The organism is Arthrobacter rhombi (genome assembly GCF_900163545.1).
Lineage (GTDB): Bacteria > Actinomycetota > Actinomycetes > Actinomycetales > Micrococcaceae > Arthrobacter_H > Arthrobacter_H rhombi_A.
Genome location: NZ_FUHW01000004.1, coordinates 51,113 through 70,160, shown reverse-complemented (window position 1 = coordinate 70,160; position 19,048 = coordinate 51,113). Strand labels below are relative to the sequence as shown.

19 protein-coding genes, 1 tRNA gene, 1 pseudogene and 1 riboswitch are annotated in these 19,048 nt (G+C 61.4%); of the genes and pseudogenes, 10 read left to right on the top strand and 11 right to left on the bottom strand.

All coding sequences use genetic code 11. The features are described from left to right. Positions 1 to 13 precede the first annotated feature (13 nt). The 3 genes and pseudogenes from FM101_RS16085 to FM101_RS00895 all read left to right on the top strand — a co-directional run. Positions 14 to 127, top strand: a pseudogene (locus FM101_RS16085) (rhomboid family intramembrane serine protease); the annotation flags it as partial. A gap of 120 nt (positions 128 to 247) precedes the next feature. Further along, positions 248 to 886 carry a rhomboid family intramembrane serine protease gene (locus FM101_RS00900; RefSeq protein WP_342744336.1) on the top strand — a complete coding sequence of 213 codons (639 nt, stop codon included), beginning with the start codon at positions 248 to 250 and terminating at the stop codon, positions 884 to 886. Positions 887 to 1,496: 610 nt separating this feature from the next. Next, positions 1,497 to 2,468: a GNAT family N-acetyltransferase gene (locus FM101_RS00895; RefSeq protein WP_086994097.1), complete on the top strand. Its 972-nt coding sequence runs from the start codon at positions 1,497 to 1,499 to the stop codon at positions 2,466 to 2,468. A 31-nt stretch (positions 2,469 to 2,499) separates the two neighbouring features. Here FM101_RS00895 and FM101_RS00890 read toward each other — a convergent pair whose 3' ends face one another. Beyond that, positions 2,500 to 3,114 (bottom strand): LysE/ArgO family amino acid transporter, encoded by a 615-nt coding sequence (locus tag FM101_RS00890; RefSeq protein ID WP_179204194.1) that lies wholly within the window; start codon positions 3,112 to 3,114, stop codon positions 2,500 to 2,502. Between the two features lie 71 nt (positions 3,115 to 3,185). Here FM101_RS00890 and FM101_RS00885 point away from each other — a divergent pair, with 71 nt between their 5' ends. Continuing rightward, the gene (locus FM101_RS00885) at positions 3,186 to 4,097 is read left to right on the top strand and encodes a LysR family transcriptional regulator ArgP (RefSeq protein ID WP_086994094.1); all 912 of its coding nucleotides are present in this window, start codon (positions 3,186 to 3,188) and stop codon (positions 4,095 to 4,097) included. A gap of 45 nt (positions 4,098 to 4,142) precedes the next feature. Here the strand turns inward: FM101_RS00885 and FM101_RS00880 are convergent, their stop codons facing one another. Further along, positions 4,143 to 4,634, bottom strand: coding sequence for a DUF3817 domain-containing protein (locus FM101_RS00880; protein ID WP_086994160.1), 492 nt, complete (start codon positions 4,632 to 4,634; stop codon positions 4,143 to 4,145). Between the two features lie 69 nt (positions 4,635 to 4,703). Beyond that, a riboswitch (guanidine-III (ykkC-III) riboswitch) is annotated at positions 4,704 to 4,768 on the top strand. Positions 4,769 to 4,789: 21 nt separating this feature from the next. Between FM101_RS00880 and FM101_RS00875 the strand changes: the two genes are divergently transcribed. After that, a complete protein-coding gene (locus tag FM101_RS00875) occupies positions 4,790 to 5,104 on the top strand; it encodes a DMT family transporter (RefSeq protein WP_086994157.1) in 315 nt (104 codons plus the stop codon). Positions 5,105 to 5,119: 15 nt separating this feature from the next. Here FM101_RS00875 and FM101_RS00870 read toward each other — a convergent pair whose 3' ends face one another. Further along, positions 5,120 to 5,371: a cell division protein CrgA gene (locus tag FM101_RS00870; protein ID WP_086994091.1), complete on the bottom strand. Its 252-nt coding sequence runs from the start codon at positions 5,369 to 5,371 to the stop codon at positions 5,120 to 5,122. A gap of 141 nt (positions 5,372 to 5,512) precedes the next feature. Here FM101_RS00870 and FM101_RS00865 point away from each other — a divergent pair, with 141 nt between their 5' ends. Then, on the top strand, positions 5,513 to 6,313 hold the full coding sequence (locus FM101_RS00865) for a class E sortase (protein WP_241895476.1): 801 nt from the start codon (positions 5,513 to 5,515) through the stop codon (positions 6,311 to 6,313). Positions 6,314 to 6,546: 233 nt separating this feature from the next. Continuing rightward, positions 6,547 to 7,191 carry an anthranilate synthase component II gene (locus FM101_RS00860; protein ID WP_086994085.1) on the top strand — a complete coding sequence of 215 codons (645 nt, stop codon included), beginning with the start codon at positions 6,547 to 6,549 and terminating at the stop codon, positions 7,189 to 7,191. A gap of 77 nt (positions 7,192 to 7,268) precedes the next feature. Here FM101_RS00860 and pknB read toward each other — a convergent pair whose 3' ends face one another. Genes pknB through FM101_RS00825 form a run of 7 tightly spaced genes read right to left on the bottom strand, consistent with a single transcriptional unit; the run spans position 7,269 to position 16,799 of the window. Next, positions 7,269 to 9,338, bottom strand: a complete 2,070-nt coding sequence (pknB, locus tag FM101_RS00855) for a Stk1 family PASTA domain-containing Ser/Thr kinase (RefSeq protein WP_086994082.1) — start codon at positions 9,336 to 9,338, stop codon at positions 7,269 to 7,271. Between the two features lie 24 nt (positions 9,339 to 9,362). Then, the gene (locus FM101_RS00850) at positions 9,363 to 11,249 is read right to left on the bottom strand and encodes a protein kinase domain-containing protein (RefSeq protein ID WP_086994079.1); all 1,887 of its coding nucleotides are present in this window, start codon (positions 11,247 to 11,249) and stop codon (positions 9,363 to 9,365) included. Then, positions 11,246 to 12,694, bottom strand: a complete 1,449-nt coding sequence (locus FM101_RS00845; protein WP_086994076.1) for a penicillin-binding transpeptidase domain-containing protein — start codon at positions 12,692 to 12,694, stop codon at positions 11,246 to 11,248. Before FM101_RS00845 ends, FM101_RS00850 begins: the two co-directional genes overlap by 4 nt. After that, complete coding sequence (locus FM101_RS00840; protein ID WP_086994073.1) at positions 12,691 to 14,169, bottom strand: FtsW/RodA/SpoVE family cell cycle protein; 1,479 nt, start codon at positions 14,167 to 14,169, stop codon at positions 12,691 to 12,693. Before FM101_RS00840 ends, FM101_RS00845 begins: the two co-directional genes overlap by 4 nt. Then, entirely contained in the window at positions 14,166 to 15,578 is a 1,413-nt protein-coding gene (locus FM101_RS00835) for a PP2C family protein-serine/threonine phosphatase (protein WP_086994070.1), read from the bottom strand. Before FM101_RS00835 ends, FM101_RS00840 begins: the two co-directional genes overlap by 4 nt. Before the next feature lies 1 nt (position 15,579). Then, positions 15,580 to 16,062: an FHA domain-containing protein FhaB/FipA gene (locus FM101_RS00830; protein ID WP_086994067.1), complete on the bottom strand. Its 483-nt coding sequence runs from the start codon at positions 16,060 to 16,062 to the stop codon at positions 15,580 to 15,582. Next, complete coding sequence (locus FM101_RS00825; protein WP_086994065.1) at positions 16,059 to 16,799, bottom strand: FhaA domain-containing protein; 741 nt, start codon at positions 16,797 to 16,799, stop codon at positions 16,059 to 16,061. Before FM101_RS00825 ends, FM101_RS00830 begins: the two co-directional genes overlap by 4 nt. 277 nt (positions 16,800 to 17,076) lie before the next feature. On the opposite strand from FM101_RS00825, the gene FM101_RS00820 reads away from it, so the two are divergent. From FM101_RS00820 to FM101_RS00810, 3 genes are all read left to right on the top strand, one after another. After that, positions 17,077 to 17,160: transfer RNA gene (locus FM101_RS00820), tRNA-Leu, on the top strand. A gap of 164 nt (positions 17,161 to 17,324) precedes the next feature. Continuing rightward, the gene (locus FM101_RS00815) at positions 17,325 to 18,023 is read left to right on the top strand and encodes a dienelactone hydrolase family protein (protein ID WP_086994061.1); all 699 of its coding nucleotides are present in this window, start codon (positions 17,325 to 17,327) and stop codon (positions 18,021 to 18,023) included. A 59-nt stretch (positions 18,024 to 18,082) separates the two neighbouring features. Beyond that, positions 18,083 to 18,514 (top strand): universal stress protein, encoded by a 432-nt coding sequence (locus tag FM101_RS00810; RefSeq protein WP_086994058.1) that lies wholly within the window; start codon positions 18,083 to 18,085, stop codon positions 18,512 to 18,514. Between the two features lie 97 nt (positions 18,515 to 18,611). Here the strand turns inward: FM101_RS00810 and FM101_RS00805 are convergent, their stop codons facing one another. Then, positions 18,612 to 19,013 (bottom strand): DUF5997 family protein, encoded by a 402-nt coding sequence (locus tag FM101_RS00805; RefSeq protein ID WP_086994056.1) that lies wholly within the window; start codon positions 19,011 to 19,013, stop codon positions 18,612 to 18,614. Positions 19,014 to 19,048: the final 35 nt, after the last annotated feature.

Sequence of the window (19,048 nt, the reverse complement as noted above, 5' to 3'; positions counted from 1 at the left end):
CCAGGAGCATGACATGGCCTTCGGCCAACCACAGCAGGAACCCCACGCGCCGGTTCCGACTTGTCCGCGGCATCCCGATCGCCCCTCCTACGTTCGCTGCCAACGTTGCGGACGCCCGGCCTGCCCTGAATGCCAGCGCACAGCCGCTGTGGGGGTCCAATGCGTTGACTGTGTGGCGCAGGTGAATAGCCAGCGTCGTCAGCCGCAGACTGTTACCGGCGGCCGTCTGACCTCGGGACGACCGACGGTGACCTATGCATTGATCGCTGTGTGCGTACTGCTTTTCGGAGGCCAGTATCTGATCCCGGGTCTGACGGACCGTCTGCTGTATGCAGGCCTGTACACAGGCAGCGAACCCTGGCGGATGATCACTTCCATGTTCCTGCACTCCACGGGCCTGATCATGCACATCGCGTTCAACATGTATGCGCTTTACATCCTGGGTCGGGTCCTAGAACCGGCGCTAGGTCACGTCAGATTCGCCGTCTTGTATCTGGTCGCCGGTTTCGGTGGTTCCGTTGGCGTCTTGCTTCTTGCGGCTCCGAATGTGGCGGTCGTTGGCGCATCGGGCGCCGTCTTCGGATTGTTCGGCGCGTTCATGGTCATTACCAAGGCACATGGTGGCAACCTGGTACCGGTTTTGGTGATCATTGGGATCAACTTGGTCATCGGCTTCTTGCCCGGTGCCAATATCGCCTGGCAGGCACATGTTGGCGGTTTGGTCGTCGGGGGTGCCGTGGCGGCAGTGCTGGTCTTTTCCCCTCGTGGAAGAAACCGGGCAATCCTGCAATGGGGCGGTATAGCCGTCATCGTCGTGGTGCTTGGTGTCCTCACCTGGCTGGGGTGGGCACCAATTCGGGCGGCCTATCAACCCTTAATGGGCTAAGCAACGAGCGTTTCGGCCGAGTTCGAATCGCGCCCACGGGGTGGGTGGTGGAAATCTTCCACCACCCACCCCGTTTTTGTTGGTTCGGCATGAACTATCCACAGGGCTTATCCACACTGTTAATAACTCACACCCATGTAATTCACTGTTATTCATGGCTCTGCATCCCCGGGTGCTGGCCTTGAGCCATCTCCTGGTGGTGGGCGCAGCTTGAATATTCACATAATGATCCACAGGTGTGGATAAGTGTCGTACACAGCCTGTGAGTGAAGGGTAGCTAAAGAATTCCTCGGCGCGATGGGATCTCTCGAGACGATATTTCCGCGGAATCCCGCGGAAATTCGAACATCGGGTCGTCATCCACAGGGTTTATCCACATTGTTGGTAACTCACACCGGTGTAATTCAATGAGGGAATGGGTCCTGCATCCCTGTCAGTCCGGGCCAGTCGAACATAGTTACGCACAGCGTTATCCCCACCTGTGGATAACTATATTCACAGCGTGTGCATGAACGAGAGAATCGAGACGTGACGTGGGCCACTACCAGCCTGTATCTTGATTCCATCCCACAGGCTGGTGTCAGCGGCAGGGCGAACGTCTGGAGGACTCATGAATGCACGCTTTTCCACGCTGTCAGCTGCTGACCTAGGGGCCTGGGCCCAATTGACGAATTGCTTGGCGCAGGCGGATGGCACCGATGAGTTCTATGATGCCGAGGATCTGGCTGAAGAACTAAAAGAACCGGGTTTCGAGCCGGCACGCGACAGTATTGCTGTCTGGGACGAGGACCAATTGGTGGGCTTCGGGCAACTGCGTGTGGCTGACGTCCTCTTCGAGGGGAATGCCAAGGCAAGCATCGATGGTGGTGTTCACCCAGAACATCGGGGCCGTGGAATCGGTGGGGCGATCATGGAGAGTTTGGAAGCTCGCGCCGGCGAGCTCGCCGCCGAACGACATCCCGGAGCGCCGGTGACTGTCAGCCTCGCCACGGGGGCTCACGGGTCCAGCTCGGGACGTATGGCCGTCTCGCGGGGATATGCTCCGGTGCGCTACTTCACTGACATGATGATCGAGCTTCCGCGGGGCTACGGAGCAGTCATGGAGCCGACGCTATCTGCGGAGGGACCGGTGGTGGAGGTCTACACGTCCGAAGCGGAAGAAGCAGTTCGTCGGGCTCATAATGATGCTTTCGCCGACCATTGGGGGGCGGTACCGAAAACGCGGGAACGCTGGGCCGACCAGCAGTCTGCGCGCAGCTTCCGCCCGGCCATGAGTCCCCTCATCCGCAGCACGGATACCAGTCTGGCTCCCGAAGATAGTGTCGACGGATATGCCTTGTGTGGTGAATGGGTCAAGGGGGAACTCCATGTCGGCCTTTTGGGGACCAGACGACGTGCCCGTCATCAGGGACTGGCTGCTGGCCTCTTGCATTGGATCGTTTGGGCAGCAGAACGCGGTGGATACAAGATGGTGGATTTGGCTGTTGATTCGGCCAGCCCCACCGGCGCCAACAGGGTGTATGAACGCGCGGGGTTCACGGCGGTGAGGACCTGGACGGTTCATCGGCGCTACCTAGATTGAGCCGGTTCCACGGTCGATGCCGGGCAGAAGTCTACGATCCGGTCAGTAGGCCGATCGCGACCAACAGCATGACCGCTGCGACCAGACAATCCAGGAGTCGCCATGAACCGGGGCGGGCAAAAAACCCGGCGAGGAGGCGGGCGCCGAACCCGAGGGTCGGGAACCAAAGGAAACTACCCAGCACGGCCCCGGCAGCGAAGACCCAGCGTCCCGGATTGCCGTGGGTGCTAGCAATCGTGCCGAGCAGGACCATCGTATCTAGGTAAACGTGAGGATTTAGCCACGTCAGTGCTGCAGCGGTGGCCAGCACGGACGTCCGTGAGACTGCCCGCGACCCGCGGTCAACCGTGAGCGCTGCTGGGCGAAAGGCTCGACGGAGGGCCACCGTGGCGTAGACGATGAGAAAGACCGCTCCCGCCCATCTGGCCAGCACGAGCACCCAAGGGGCCGTGGCGACCAAGGCGCCCACACCGGCAACTCCGGCGAAGATCAGGACTGCGTCGGAGAGCGCACAGATGAGGACGACACTGAGTACGTGCTCACGTCGGATTCCTTGACGCAGTATGAAGGCATTCTGGGCACCAATGGCGACGATCAGCGCCAACCCGGCCCCCAGGCCGGCCAACAGCGAAGGAAAGTAAGTCACTCGACAACGGTAAGGGCATCATTCATATGCAAGCTAGCTAAAGTTTTGAATGGGTCATTAGTATCTCTAATATGGAATTTCCAGCGGATCAACTCCGTGCCTTCGCAGCTGTCATCGATACCGGAACCTTTGACGCGGCAGCGTCACGACTACAGGTAACCCCTTCTGCTATCAGCCAACGAATCAAAGCGCTGGAAACACAGGTGGGGACCGTTCTTATCCGCCGCGGGAAACCGGCGCAGCCCACCACTGCAGGAACCGTTTTGCTGCGTTTGGCGCGGCAAGTAGACCTGCTGGCCGCCGAAGCCATGGCTGAGCTCTCTGGTGGGGGAATCCCGGACCATGAGATGGCTCCGGAGCGGGCGGCGGTATCGGTGGTGGTTAACGCTGACTCCCTGGCGACCTGGTTCCCGGGGACCTTCACCTTATTGGCCCAGGATGCACGCCTCGAACTCGAAGTGTTGCGTGCGGACGAGTCGGTATCGGCGGAGCTGCTGCGGTCAGGGGCGGCGATGGCGGCCGTGACCACTGATGGACGAGCCGTGCAGGGTTGTACGACCGAGTTTTTGGGGACCCTGCGGTATACGGCGATGGCGTCGCCGGCATTTAGAAAACAATGGTTTGCTGGGGATCCGGCGAGTGGGCTGGCGGTGGCACCGGTGGTGGACTTTGATCGGTCGGATCAACTGCAGCGTTCGCTCCTCCGCTCCATTTGCGGGTCGGAGGTCAGGCCCCCGACACACTATGTACCGGATTCCTCTCAATTCGTTCGGGCAGTCATTGATGGTCTCGGTTGGGGCATGGTGCCGGATGCTCAGGATCCGGGGCAGGATTCACTGGTGGTTCTGGATCCTGGCTGGACCCAAGACGTCGCACTTTATTGGCAGCGGTGGAAGCTCGACTCCCCGGCGTTGGGACGAGTCAGCACTGCCGTCCGAGCAGCGGCTCGGGGCTCCGGTCTATTGGAGCTAACGTCGGTCTGAGGATGGGTCCTTTGGGTCAGGAGACTGCCGTGGAGGTGCGCTGGCCTAGCCGCGGGGAACAGGCGGGCCGAGCATCAAGAGCACGGTGAAGACCACGGCGATGAAAACGATGCCCAGAATGACCGCTGGAAGTGGGTGTCGCAGACACCACGCCTGGACGATTTCAACGAAACCACGTGGTTCATCCCCGCCGGTAGCCAGCCTCCAGCCGCCGCCGAGTAGCCCCGCACGCAGGGCAGAGCGTTCGAAGGGCACTGTGCAGAATGGAATGAAGGCAGAGGCCAAGCCCAACAGGCCGCGGCCGAACGACCACCGCTGATTGACCCAGACGAAGCAGGTCACGACGCAATAGCTGATGAATGTCAGTCCGTGGATTCCTCCGAAAACCGGGACGAATTTGTCACTAATGTTTCCGTACTTCAGGGCCATTCCTAACAGGAGCAACCCCCAGGTGAACATTTCGGCCGTGGCCAGAAATCCGTAGAGTCGCTGGGGTGTCAGGCTCGATCCGGTCAAGGGTGTAGCGGTGGGGGGCATGGTGTCCTTTCGTCTGGTTTCCAGCATCTCACGTCCGGTGCCGGACCCGGAGCCGTGTGTTAGCCTGCCGGACAGGAGCTCATTGCTCCGACCGGACGAGGGAGCCGTACCCGGACAGCGACAAGACGGCCGCCGGAAGGCAACGGTGGTTGATCATGGCGTGGTTCGTATTGATTGTTTCAGGGATGTTCGAGGCGGTTTGGGCCATCGCCCTCGGGAAGACCGAGGGTTTTTCAAAGCTGCTGCCCAGTCTCGTTTTTGCGGGAGGACTCATCGTGAGTATGAGTGGATTGGCATATGCCATGAAGGACATACCAACGGGAACCGCGTACGCCGTTTGGGTTGGTATCGGAGCTTCTCTCACGGTGATCTACGGCATGGCAGTTGACGGTGAGTCCATTAGCTGGATCAAGGTCCTGCTCTTGATGCTTCTTGTCGGATGCGTTGTCGGGCTTAAATACGTGGAGTGAAGCCCTTCTGGCGGGCTATCGCCAGCGCGTCGTCATAAAGAACCCGACCATGGCGATACCGAAGCCGATCACGATGTTCCACCCGCCAGCGATCGCCAGGGGAAGCATCGTCTGTGAGATGTAGTAGGTGATGATCCAGATCAGTCCCAGGATCATCAATCCGAACATGACTGGCTTGTACCAAACCGGAAGGGCCTTAATATCGCCGTTCTTATTTGCGGCTTCAGACTGCCGGCGGGCCTTGCGGCGCGTCCTCGACTCGGGCACTGGTACTCCTGACCTTGGGCGGGTCAAACACTCGTTGTTTGGGACCCGGGCGATATTGTCATGGTTGGGGGCTGACACGGCAGTGTCCCTGCGGCAACCCACGTCACCGACATTCTACCGGTACTGCGTCAGGAGGTTTTCGTGCCAGTTGTGCACAGGGCAATGGCACCGTCAAAACCCGAAGGCCGACGCAGTCGTTCAGCGACGATTCTGGGTGGCCTCGGCGAAATCTTGGTGACGCTTGGGGTCATCATTCTGCTTTTCGTGGCATGGGAGCTGTGGTGGACCAACATCGAGGCCGATGGCGCCCAGGAAAACCTGACGTCTCGGACGCTCCAGGAATTCGCCGGTGGTGATCCGACCGCTCGCACGGGTCCTTCCCATCCCGGGCAGACCTCCCATGCGGACCGGAAGAAGTACGGCACCCCGGAAAAAACCAACCTGACTGGGGAGGAGACCTTCGGGGTGCTGTACGTGCCCCGCTTCGGGAAGGACTATGCCCGGCCCATCTCGGAAGGGGTCGGCAGCGACGTCCTCGACCATTTGGGCATCGGACACTACCCGCAGACTCAATTGCCCGGCGAGCAGGGGAACTTTGCCGTCGCGGCACACCGGCAGACTCACGGACAGGTCTTCTGGGATATTGACAAGCTGATCGACGGGGACTATCTCTACGTCCAGACCCGGCAGGGGTACTACACCTACCGGTACCGCAGCACGGAGATCGTCGACCCTTCGGACTCCAAGGTCCTGCTGCCGGTGCCGCATGAATCAGGGGAACGGCCCAGCGAATCCTTGTTGACGATGACCAGTTGCCACCCGCCCTTCACAACCCGGATGCGGATCATCGCCTATTCGGAGCTGGAATCATGGCGTCCCTTGGAGGCTGGGCCCCCTTCGGTGATCGCCGAAGCCGTGAGCCGCGCGATCGGCGACGACTGAACCCGGCTGTCGTCGTCTTCCGTCCGCCATCATCGAAGAACACCACCCCGGTAAAGGAGTCAGAGCGTGTACGCATGGTTATTCGGAAAGCTACCCGGCCCATGGTGGGTGCGTCTTTTGATTTCAGCATTGCTGGCGGTGCTCGTCATACTGGTGTTGATGGAATACGTGTTTCCCTGGGCCAGTCAGTACAGCCCATGGACCGAATCAACGATTGGTCTGGTGCAGTGACAATGGCCGCTCCCACGCGGATCCTAGTGATCGACAACTATGACAGCTTTGTCTATACGCTGGTCGGCTACCTGCGCGAACTCGGTGCCGAAACGACCGTTGTGCGCAATGACGACGTCACGGTAGATCAGGCCATTGAACTGGCCGCGGCTCGGGACGGGGTTCTCATCTCTCCGGGCCCCGGTACTCCTGGCGAATCCGGAGTCTGCATCGATCTCATCCGCTGGTGCGGAGAACAGGCCAAACCCATGCTGGGAGTCTGCCTCGGACATCAGGCACTCGCCGAAGCCTTTGGCGGGGTAGTGACCCATGCCGAGGAACTCATGCATGGAAAGACCTCGTTGGTTCATCACGGAACCCACCCGCTGTTTCACGACATCAACAACCCGTTCACGGCTACGCGTTATCATTCCTTGGCTGCGGTCCGGGCGTCGATTCCTGACGCATTGGAAATCATCGCCGAAACCGAAGGTGGCGTCATCATGGGTCTGGCCCACCGGGAGGCTCCCCTATGGGGCGTTCAGTTCCACCCCGAGTCAGTGCTCACCGAAGGTGGTTACCATATGCTCGGTAACTGGCTGGAAGCACTGGGCCTCTCTGGAGCGGCGGCCCGCGCCGAAAAACTGAGTCCACTCATCAGCGACTAATCCGGCCACGGATGACCCCAGCTCCGGTCAGCCGCCACCCTTGGATGGAAGCCGGTGATAGGGGAGGGAGAAGCGGTTTAGGGCGAGGGTTCGGCAGCTTTGGAGGACTTGGACGCCTTCTTGGAGGCCTTCGCCGACTCGGAAGCAGCTTTCTCTGAAGACTTGGCGGCCGCCTTCGAGCTCTTTGAACTTTCCTCCGCCGACTTCTGGTCCTCTTCGGGATCGGATGTGGGCGTCGACGAAGGATCGCCCGATGATTCGGATGGTGTCGGCGTCGGAGAAGGTTCTGGGGGTTCGACCGCCACAGTGATAGTCACTGTGCCGCCCTGTTCAAGGTCTTGGCCGGCCTTGGGGTCCTGCTTGGTAATCGTCCCAGGATCCTCCGTGGACTCAGGATCTTCCACGACGTCTAACCTCAGTCCAACGGCGCGGTCGGCTAGGACTTTACGTGCCTTCTTTTCGTCGAGATCCATGAGCGAGGGAACCGTGACTTTGCCAGTGGAGAGTGTCAGTTCGATCAGGCTTCCGGTTTTGACCTTTTCTCCGAGTTTTGGGTTCGTCTCGATCAGGCTGCCCAGCTCCACAGTGGCGGTGTTCTCGCGCTTCACATCGTCGGAGACGTCCAACCCCAACCGTTCCAGGGTGCTGCGCACCGTGGCCTCCGACTGGCCGGCCAAGTCCTTGGGCAAGGTCACTTGTTCCGGGCCCTGTGAAACTAATAAGTGGACCTCGGAGTCTTTACGTGCCGAGGAGCCGGCCTGGGGGTCTGTTCCCACGACTGAACCGGAGTCCACGTCGTCGTCAAAGACCTCCTCGGTGACGGGCTTCAGATTGGCGGCATAGATCTTGTTCTGTGCATCGATCAAGGACAAGTTGGCGACATCGGGAACGGGGATCATGGCATTTCGTTCCTGCTCGGCTTGGCTCCAGTTCCAAAAGAACCAAGCGCCGAGGGCGATGACAACGACGGCCAGAACGGAAAAAACGGAAATCCAAGCTCGTCGACGTGATGTGCGTTGTCGATCGGCTTCGTCTGTTCGCGATGGACCGGAAGTGTTGGCAAGCAGTGACTCTTGGGACCCGGTATCGGGCACGTCGGGCTGTTTGCCGGTATCTTCTGACCCGTTGGTACGCGTGGCGGCCATGGCCGCAGTGTGTTCTCCACCCTCGGTCCCGGCGCTCGGAGTGCCAGAAGCCAAAGCCTGCGTGGGCGGGTCGGTGGCCAGCATGGCCTGTGTCGATAGCGGCATGACAGCGAGAGCCTGGGTGGCATCACCCAGGTTCTGCGGCACGGGGCGATCGTCCTGGGCCGCACGCAATGCGGCAGAGAAGGCGGCAGCGTCCTGATAGCGTTCGTTGCGGTCTTTTTTCAGCGCAGTGGCGATCACGTCGTCGACCCGAGGGCTGATCTCGGGGTTGTGGACGCTGGCCGCGGCCGGTGCCTCACTCACATGCTGGTAGGCCACGGAAACGGGGCTGTCACCCGTGAAGGGGGGTCGGCCCGTGAGCAGTTCATATAAAAGACAGCCAGCCGAGTACAGATCGCTGCGAGCATCGACTGTTTCCCCGCGTGCTTGTTCGGGGGAGAAATACTGGGCGGTTCCCACCACGGCCTGCGTCTGGGTCATGGTGGCCGATGAATCGGACATGGCTCGGGCAATTCCGAAATCCATGACCTTCACGGTGTCGTCGCCGGTGACCATCACATTGGAGGGTTTGATGTCCCGGTGGACGATCCCCATCTTGTGGCTGTACTCCAAGGCAGCGAGGACGCCGAGCGTGTACCTGAGGGAGGATTCTGAATTTAACTCCCCGGCCTTGGACAGATCACGCAGAGTCTTTCCCCGGACGTACTCCATGACGATGTAGGGCAGCTTCGAGACCTGCCCCCCGCCACCATCGACCTCCTCTTCGCCGGTGTCATAGACGGCGACGATCGCCGGGTGGTTCAGACCGGCGACGGCCTGGGCTTCCCTGCGGAACCGTGTTTGGAACACCGGATCGCGCGCCAGATCCCGACGGAGAAGCTTGATCGCGACCTCGCGTCCGAGCCGGAGATCCCGGGCATGGTAAACATCCGCCATGCCGCCACGACCAATCAGGTCGCCCACGTCATACCGGGAGTTCAGGATTCGGGGTTCAGTCACACGGTTCCTCTGCACGCCTCAGCGTTATTTACCCGCGTCGTTCGCGGCGGCCTGCTCGAGCTTTTGGGTCGACCCATTATCGGCGTTGGCGGCGTCCGGGTTGCTCGGTTCCGGTGGCTGCTCGACCGGGGGCTTTGACGGTGCCGTTTCCTTGGGCGGCACCGTCGGTTTCGGGGTGGTGGGCTTCGTCGGCGGGGCTTGTGTCGTCGGTGCCGGTGCCGGTGCCGAGGTACTGGCCTTGGTGCTGGAGGGTTTCGAGGATTTGGTGCTCGGAGCCGGCGTGGACTTCTTGGTCGAGGCGGGCGCCTTGGTCTTGGTCTCTTGCACAGGTGGAGGCGGAGGAGTGTTTTCCACCGGCAGTGGCACGGCGTAACTCAGCTCGATCACGGTGCCGACCTTGACGGTACCGGTGGGAGAAACACCAACGACCGAATTCTCCGGCTTGCTGGATTCTTCCTCTTTGGTCGAAACATCCAAACCAAGGTCCTTCAACTCGGACGCGGCCTTTTTCACGTCCATACCGAGGTAGTCGTCGGCGTCGACTTTGACGGTCTTCTGGGAGGACTGCTCGCTACTTGAAGCGGGAGACTCGTTGCCCGTCTTGTCGCCGGTGAACATGGGGACGAGCCAGACCGCCAGCAAGGCCAAGACAACAATGACGATCAGGGGCCAGATCCAGGGATTCCGCTTTTTGCGCGGAGGAGTCCCGGAACCGCCTGAGGCTCCGCCGGCGCCCGATCCAGCACCAACTGCGGCGCCGCCCTCGTCATCGGGATCCCAATCCTTGCTGGCACCGAGGACCGAGTTGAAGTCATCGTCGTTGCTACTGCTTGCGGCTGCGCCCGCGGCAGCGGCGCCTTGGACCCGGGTGGCGTCAGCGTCGTCGTACTCTTTGCTGGCCTGTGGTCCGCGAGTGGTCTGATCGGAGACCAGGGGGAGGGCGCTGGTGCTCGGAGTCCCCGATCCCGCCTCCGGGGTCTGCGGGTTGGCCTGGGTGGGTGCATCCCCCACGTTGATGGCCTGCGTGGCGTTGCCCCCGCCGGTTCCCAAGAACGGGATGATGCCCGGGACGGCGGTCTGCGCCGCATCAAGATTATCGGCCCGGATCGCGTCCGCAGCTTCAGCTAGCTTCGTGGCCGTCTCGGGGCGCTCCGCGGGACTCTTGGCCAGCATCGACATGATGAGGGCCCGATACTTGGCCGGGATGGATTCATCCAGTGCCGGAGGGTTGTCGTTGACCTGGGCCAGCGCAATAGCGATCTGTGATTCGCCGGTGAACGGTCGACGACCGGCCAAGCACTCGTAGCCGATGACGCCGAGGGAGTAGATGTCCGAAGACCCGCTGGCCTGCTGCCCGGTGGCCTGTTCAGGGGCCAGGTACTGAGCGGTGCCCATGACCTGTCCCGTGGCGGTCAGGGGAACCTGATCGGCGATACGGGCAATGCCGAAGTCGGTGATTTTCACCCGACCATCGGGCAGGATGAGCAGGTTGCCAGGCTTCACATCCCGGTGGACCAGACCCTGTGCATGGGCTGCGGCGAGGGCACGCGCGGTCTGGGCGATGATGGACATGGTTCTGTCAGGGGACAGGACCCGTTCGCGTTCGATGATGGCAGACAACGGCTGGCCGGGAACCAATTCCATGACCAGGTAGGCCGAACCCCCCTCTTCGCCGTAGTCGAACACGTTGGCGATGCCTACGTGATTCAATAATGCGGTGTGACGTGCCTCGGCGCGGAAACGCTGAAGGAAACCGGGGTCGCCCGTGTATTCCTCCTTGAGGATCTTGATGGCGACGATGCGACCAAGGATCTCGTCGCGCGCCTTCCAGACCTCGCCCATACCGCCGATGGCTATCCGATCGGTCAGTTGGAACCGACCGCCCAGGGTGATACCCGATGTAGGCCTCACTTATTGAACACCGCCTCTAGCATCTTCTTCAGGTTTGGACTGGTCAGGTTGTGGCCGGTCTCGTAGTCGGTCTTTTCTATGACAATGGTGACAGCGACCTCCGGGTCATCCGCGGGTGCGAATCCGGTGATCCACGAATTGACCCGATCAGTTCCGTCCCCGAGTTGCGCCGTACCGGTCTTCGCCGCAATATCCAGCCCCGGAATATCAGCCGTATAGGCAGTTCCTCCCTTGAGCGGCGCGCGCATCAATTCGGTGACCTGGTTGGCCACCTTCTTGGATGTTGCCGTACTGAATTCCTCGGGTTTCGGTTCCTCCAGCACGCTCAGATCCGGAGCGGTGACCCGTTTGATCAGGTTGGGTTTCATGACGACACCATCATTGGCGATACCCATGGCGACCATGTTCATCTGCAAGGGTGTGGCCTTGACATCGAACTGCCCGATCGAAGACAACCCCAATTGGTCGGGTGTGAGGTCGGTCGGGAACTTGCTGGGGGTGACGCGCTGTGGAATCTGAAGTTGCTGGCCAAAGCCGAAGCGTTCGGTGACATCACGCAAGGCGTCCTGTCCGACCGCTTCACTCATGGCCACGAAGGGGGTGTTGCAGCTCTGGGCGACGATGAACTCGAGCTTGGCACGGGGTTCGTTCGCGCAGATACCCTGCCCGAAGTTGCTCACCTTTGTGGAAGTGCCCGGAAGCGTGATGCTCGTCGGGTTGTCGTAGACCGAATCCAGATCGTATTTCCCCGATTCGAGACCAGCGACGAGGTCGAGGATCTTGAAGGTGGAGCCTGGGGAGATCAGGCGGCCGATGGCCGGGTTGATATTTGGGCTTAGCCCGGGCGTCTTGAGAATCTGCGCCATGTTCGCGGAGGCGATCTTCCCGCTGTGTACGGCCAGCAGGTTGGTGTCGTAGCTGGGCTTGGACACCATGGCCAGAATATTGCCCGTCTTTGGCGCGGAGACGATGATGGTCCCTTGCTGTCCGTCGGGGATCAGGTTGTAGGCCGTTTTCTGGAGGTTTGGATCGATGGTGAGCTCGACCGAGGCACCCTCATCTGATTGCCCGGTCAACAAGTTGATCATGCGGCTGTAGAACTGTGAGTCGCTCTGCCCGGTGAGCTCGTCGTCCATCACGCCCTCGAGCTGGTTGGCGCCGTACGTCAAGGAGTAGAACCCTGTCAGATGCGAATACAACTTGGGGTCGTGATAGACGCGTTGGTAGTCGAATTGGTCATCGGAGGCCACGGATTCGGCGATCGGTGTTCCGTCGACCAGCAAGGCGCCGCGGGCCAGATCAAAGTTTTTGTATAGCTGCCGTGTGTTGAGCGGATTCGCGTTGAGGTCCTTGACAGCAAAGAACTGGATGTAGCTCAACGCACCAAAGACCAAGACGAACAGGCAGACGATGGCGATCCACACGTGGCGTATGGCGGTGTTCATGCCGTGTCCCCCTTTCGTGCTGCGGTCGGCGCTTTGGACGTCGCCTTCTTGGCCCGACGTCTGACATCTTCTTCGTCTCTGGCTTTCGCCTTCGCACTGATGTCAGGCCCGGCGGCGGCCATATCCCGTTCGTTGAGCGGCCCCGTGGTGGCCGGGCGCCGGGAGTTATGGGAGACCAGAAGCAAAAGGGCCATGATGATCCAGTTGGACAAGAGGGAAGACCCTCCGGCCGACATGAAGGGCGTCGTGAGACCGGTCAAGGGAATCAGCAGGGTCACCCCGCCCATCACCACGAAACACTGCAGACCAATGGTGAATGACAGGCCGGCGGCGAGCAATTTACCGAAGGCGTCCCGGCTGCCCAGGGCGGCACGCATCCCCCGGCTGATCAGGATGACGAAGAGCAGGATGATGGCCACCAGGCCGATGAGGCCCAGCTCCTCGCCCAGGGCGGTGATGATCATGTCTGAATTGGCCAACGGGACGAAGTCCGGCCGACCATTGCCGATACCGGTGCCGAAGAGGCCGCCGTTGGCGAGGCCGAACAGACCTTGGACGATCTGACGGCTCCCGCCATACGTTTGATCGTAGACCGAGGGGTCGAAGGCGTGGACCCAGGAGTTCAGCCGAAGTGCGACGTGGGACATGACCTGGGCTGCGAAGAAACCGGCAATGACGACCATGACCAGACCGATGATGATCCAGCTGATGCGGCCTGTGGCCACGTAGATCATGACCATGAAGAGGCCGAAGAACAAGATGGAGGAGCCCAGGTCGCTTTGCATGACCAAGACGCCGATGCTGACGAGCCAGGCGACGACCATGGGACCGAGGTCCTTGATCCTGGGCAACTGAAGTGGGCCGATTTTGCGTCCGGCCAGCAGGATCAGGTCCCGGTGGGTCGACAAATAGCCGGCGAAGAAGAGCGCGAGGGAAATCTTCGCGAGTTCCCCGGGCTGGAAGGAGAGCGGTCCGATGCCGATCCAAATGCGGGCGCCGTTGATTTCCCTGCCAATGCCTGGAACGAGTGGCAGGATCAGCAGCAGGGCACTGATGGCCAGAAAGGTGTAGGGGGCTTTGCGCAGGATGCGGTGGTCCCGGACGACCCACAAGGTGGCGATGGCAGCGGCCATGGCGACACCCGTCCAGAGCAGCTGGCGGGTGGCCGCGTCGTCGTTGTTGACGAGGTCTAGCCGGTGAATCATCGCGATTCCCATGCCGTTGAGGGCCACGACGCAGGGAAGAATGATCGGATCCGCATACTTCGCCCAGATCCGCAGCACGATGTGCATGATGAGGGCCATGCCGGCCAGAACGGCTCCCTGGGTCAGGAAACCTTCGTCGAAGCCATCAGTGTTGCTCAAACTGACGAGGTAGTTGGCGCCCACCGCGACGGCGAGGGCCACGATCAACAGCACCAGTTCGGTGTTGCGCCGTGGAATGGGTGCAGTTTCCAGTTCTGCTGTTTCACTCACGGTGTCACCTCCTGACAGTAGTTGGGTAGGCCCGGCGGGGAGTCGGCGGACTGCGGATCGGCTGGGACGATGACCGGACAAGCCTGTTTCGCGCTGATGAGCAGTTCGGAGACAATGTCCTGGGCATGAGCGAGGTCGCGGGCAGCCAACGAGTTGCGCAAGCGCTGCTGTGTGTAGGCGGGCAAGGCTTCCGTGGGAATATGCGTGACGGTGTCGACGTGGGAGAGCTTGATCGGTCCGAGATCTTGGGAGACGCCGTTGTAGATGGCCACCTTGCCGTCGTAATCTGCCACGTAGTACTGGGTTTGGGTCCACGCGAAACCGAACCACAAGACGGAGGCCAAGATCAGCCCCATCAGGGTGAGGAAGGTCGGGATGAGCCAACCGCGGTTCAGTGGACGGCGCATGGGATCAAATTCGCGCTCGTCCGGCGCCTCATCGGGCTCGGAAGCCTTGTGGGTCAGGATCGCGGCGGCTCGCTTTTCTGCGGACCGTTGCGTGACCATCGGAATCTGGCCCGTCTGGGTGGCCAGATCGGCCGCCCCGACCAGAACATGGGGTCGAATGGACATTTCGTGGCGGATGACGGCAGCGCTAGCCTCCAGATCGCCTTGCTGGGCCACCTGTAGTTGGCCGGTATCCGGAGCGGGTTCGCGGGCGGGGGCAAGTACGGGTTCTTCGTACTCGACATCTTCGGCCACTTCGACCATCACGATGGTGACGTTATCGGGGGAGCCATGTTTGAGGGTGACCTCGACCAGATCGTCGACGGTCTGTTGCAGGGAGCCCGCCTTGCGCATGATGCGTTCGGTGATTTGGTCGGGGACGACGGCATTGAGGCCGTCGGAGCAGAGGAGCCAGCGTTCCCCCGGTGTGATGGGGAACTGGTCGATATCGAGTTCGGGACTTGCGTCGGAGTCACCCAGGACCCGCATCAACACGTTCTTATGCGGGTGGTGTTCGGCTTCCTCGGGCCGCAGGCGGCCCTCGTCCACGAGTCGCTGGACGAAGGTGTGGTCCTTGCTGACCTGTTCGAAGACACCGTCCTTGAGCCGGTAAGCGCGGGAATCGCCAATATGGGCGTACTGGAAGCGGTCTCCGGTCAGCAGCAGCGCCGTCACGGTGGTGCCCATTCCCGAGAGTTTCGGGTTCGCGCTGACCAAGTCGTTAAGGATGGAATTGGCTGTCTGGATTTCGTCAGGAAGCACCGTTTCCACGTCAACGGTCGTGTCCTGATCAAGATGTACTAGGTCCAATACGGTGGATGCCGAGGCAACATCGCCACCGACGTGTCCGCCCATGCCGTCGGCCACGACCGCCAGATAGCGACCGGCATAACCGGAGTCGTCGTTCTTGGCGCGGACCAACCCCACATCCGACCGCGCTGCGAACCGCAACGTGAGCGCCATACTACGGCCTCAACTCCATGACGGTTTTGCCGATCCGAATGGGCTGACCGATGTCCACCGGCTGGGCGCGCGTCAATTGGTGCTCCCCCAGATAGGTCCCGTTCGTCGAGCCGAGATCCTCAATGAACCAGCGGCTGCCCTGCGGGAAGAGGCGGGCATGTCGCCCGGAGGCGTAATCGTCTTCGAGGACAAGTGTGGCCTCCTGGGCGCGGCCCAGCAGGATGGGGCTGGCAGCCAGATCCAGGCTGGTCCCGGTGAGGGGCCCTTCCAAAATGGCCAGAGTGCGTGCCGCTTTCTTGGTGGGCGGGGCCGGTTCGGGCGCCAACTCGGGGTTCTTGCGGACCTCCCGCGCCGTGGGTTCACCGGTCTTCGCTCGTTTGCCGATCGATAGGTCCCGGCGCAGTGCCGCGATGATGCTCAGGATCAGGATCCACAACAGGATCAGGAATCCAAGGCGCAGGGCGGTCAGGAAGAGGTCGCTCATGCGCTGTCTCCGCTCGATCGGGGAACCAGCCGGTACGTGATGCGGGTGCGGCCCATGGCAATGATGGAGCCGTCGAAAAGCTCCTCGCGGTCGACCACGCGTTGGCCATTGACGTAGCTGCCATTGGTGGATCCCAAATCCACGGCCCAAGCCCGGGACCCCTCACGGACGACTTCGATATGACGGCGCGAGACTCCGGGGTCTTCGACGGGGATATCGGCTTCGGCGGAGCGGCCCAACACGACGGAATCGGCGTTTAGTCCATACCGTTGGCCATTGATGTCCAGGACGGCCTGCTGACCCGGTGGTGGACGCGGTGGAGCCGTCGGCGCCGGCGGAGGGGTGGAGGCAGCTGCGGGGGTGGACGATTTGTCCATCGTGGCGTCAATGGAGAAGCTGCCGGCCTTGGTGTCGCCGTCGCGGTTAAAGGAAACCGTGACCGGTCCCTGGAGGGTGTATTGCTGCGAGCGTGCGTGCTTGACAGCGATATCGCAGAGCTCCTCGGCCAGGGTTGCTCCCCATTGCTTGGCTCGTTCGAAGTCGGCGGCTCCCAGACGGACCTTAAAGGAGTTGGGGGCCAAGGTGCGGCCCTGCGACAAGGTCAGTGTCCGGTTGTCCATCTCGTTGCGTAGTTGACTGGCAATCTCGACCGGCTGGACTTCGGCGGAGCCTGAGCCTCGGAAGACGCTGGTCACCAGCTTTTCGAGACCGCGCTCAACATTGTCTACCAAACCCATGGGCGCTGCTCCTCTCGAAGTCGGTTGTCCTGTACGCCGCTCCGGTCACGGAGCGTGACGAAACAGCCGGCCGTGAGGCCTGTGCCATTCCGATACTACTTGTCCTGCCACGGAAACGTCCGACGGTGGGGGCTTCTCTTCGATAACGGAACGAGAATTTCGGGGTATTTAGTTCCCCAGAGTGCCACTCATCACACCGTAGGGTCGATTAGGTGTTGCCCCGGGGGCATGGTTATGATTGTTCTCGCTGTTCAGGGGAAACTCGAAACGGCAACTTGCGCGAGTGGCGGAATAGGCAGACGCGCTGGCTTCAGGTGCCAGTGCCCGCAAGGGCGTGGGGGTTCAAGTCCCCCCTCGCGCACAAGTTGAGAAAATGTCCCCCCTCCCGGAATTCGGGAGGGGGGACATTTTTATGTGGTGGACCACCGCTCACCTGACGATTGAGTCCTCCGGGAGGAGACCCGGGGGCTTGATCTGCATAGACTGGGAAAGCGAACCCGATCGTCGACGAGCAGGAGTGCATCCTTGGCAGAACAGTCAGCTCACCAGAACGTCACTTTCCCCTCCCAGGGGCAGGATGCCTACGGCTATCTGGCCCGTCCCGCGTCGGGGAGCGGTCTTGGTGTCATCGTCATCCAGGAATGGTGGGGGCTGACCGACCATATTCGAGACGTTGCCGACCGGCTGGCGGCTGAAGGCTTCGTCGCCCTCGCCCCGGATCTATACGGCGGCTGGATCACCCATGACGGCGACGAAGCCGGAGAAATGATGCAGCGGCTGTCCGAAGGAGAAGGAGCCCGGTTGCTGGGGGGCGCCGTCGACTACCTGCACGGCCTTGGTGAGGTCACCAGCCATAAAGTGTCGGCCATCGGTTTCTGCATGGGTGGCGGATTCGTACTGGCCCTTGCGGCACAGCAAGGGGAGCGGATGGCCGCAGCAGTTCCCTTCTATGGCGTGGGCCAGGCGGTCCCCGAGTCGTTTACCGGTGTGAAGGCAGCCATTCAGGGGCATTACGCGACCGAAGATGAGCTCTTCCCGGTGGATCAGGCGAGGGCGCAGGAGCAGCAACTCCGGGATGAATCTGAGGCCGACGTCACATTCCACTACTATGAAGCGCCGCATGCGTTCCATAATGATGGGAACCCCCAGGGGAACTATCGTCCGGAAGCGGCACGATTGGCTTGGGAACGGGCCGTCGGTTTCCTGCGGGAGAAGACCAAGTAGACCAAGCAAGACCAAGCGGTGTGGCACCGAGGGTGCCACACCAGACAGGGAGGAAACACATGTCAGGAACAGTTATCGTCGGTGTCGACGGCAGCGAGACCGCGAATAAGGCGGCGACGCGCGCTGCGACGGTGGCGGCCGGCCTGGGCGCCAACCTCGTGGTGATCACCGCCCACACCAAGGACAACACCGAAGTTGTCCAGATCGGCAGCGATACGTGGATCCTCGACGACGCGGAACAGGCGCAGAAGCTGGCTGAGAAGTCAGCCACCAAACTGCGTGAGCTGGTTCCGGGTGCAACGATCAAGGCCTCCGCCGTCAAGGGCAAGCCGCAGGATGCCCTCGTCGAAGAGGCAAGTCGTCTCGGCGCCCAGCTGATCGTCGTCGGCAATGTCGGTATGAAGGGTCTGGGTCGGGTTCTCGGAAGCGTCGCCTCCAGCGTCGCCCTGAACGCCCCGTGCGATGTCTACATCGTGAAGACCGCCAACTAGTCGCTAGCTGGCTAGCCGGCAAACGGCGCCCGTCCCCGGTGGGGAGGGGCGCCGTTTGCTGTTCGTCCTTGCGGTTCGAAGACGCGGGTGTTTCCGCTCAGCTTTCCTGGGCTTTGCGTGCTGCTGCCTTGCGGGCATCGGCTTCCTTGACGCGGGTCTCTTCGGCGCGGACGTCGGCCATATTGGCGCGCTCGCTCTGCAGCCATTCGGGCCGGTCGGCCAGCAATTCGTTGATCTGTGCGGTGGTCAGCGCTTCTTCGACGCCGCCCCGCGTGAGCCCTGAGATGCTGACGTTGAGTTTCTGGGCGACCACCGGGCGTGGGTGCGGCCCGTTTTGGCGGAGGTCGACTAGCCACTCGGGAGGCTCGTTCATCAATTCATTCAGGGCGTCCCGGGTGAGGGGGCCCTCCTGGAACTCTGCAGGCGTGGCGGGAAGATACACACCAAGCTTCTTGGCGGCAGTGGCCGGTTTCATGCTCTGCGAGGATTTCTGACTCATGTTCCCAGCCTACCGGGCGCACGGGGTGCCGGTAG

Coding starts and splice junctions, on each gene's coding strand:
- FM101_RS00895 (WP_086994097.1), top strand. CDS start 1,497: ATGAATGCACGCTTTTCCACGCTGTCAGCTGCTGACCTAGGGGCCTGG.
- FM101_RS00885 (WP_086994094.1), top strand. CDS start 3,186: ATGGAATTTCCAGCGGATCAACTCCGTGCCTTCGCAGCTGTCATCGAT.
- FM101_RS00880 (WP_086994160.1), bottom strand. CDS start 4,634: ATGCCCCCCACCGCTACACCCTTGACCGGATCGAGCCTGACACCCCAG.
- FM101_RS00875 (WP_086994157.1), top strand. CDS start 4,790: ATGGCGTGGTTCGTATTGATTGTTTCAGGGATGTTCGAGGCGGTTTGG.
- FM101_RS00860 (WP_086994085.1), top strand. CDS start 6,547: ATGGCCGCTCCCACGCGGATCCTAGTGATCGACAACTATGACAGCTTT.
- FM101_RS00845 (WP_086994076.1), bottom strand. CDS start 12,694: ATGAACACCGCCATACGCCACGTGTGGATCGCCATCGTCTGCCTGTTC.
- FM101_RS00835 (WP_086994070.1), bottom strand. CDS start 15,578: ATGGCGCTCACGTTGCGGTTCGCAGCGCGGTCGGATGTGGGGTTGGTC.
- FM101_RS00830 (WP_086994067.1), bottom strand. CDS start 16,062: ATGAGCGACCTCTTCCTGACCGCCCTGCGCCTTGGATTCCTGATCCTG.
- FM101_RS00825 (WP_086994065.1), bottom strand. CDS start 16,799: ATGGGTTTGGTAGACAATGTTGAGCGCGGTCTCGAAAAGCTGGTGACC.
- FM101_RS00810 (WP_086994058.1), top strand. CDS start 18,083: ATGTCAGGAACAGTTATCGTCGGTGTCGACGGCAGCGAGACCGCGAAT.
- FM101_RS00805 (WP_086994056.1), bottom strand. CDS start 19,013: ATGAGTCAGAAATCCTCGCAGAGCATGAAACCGGCCACTGCCGCCAAG.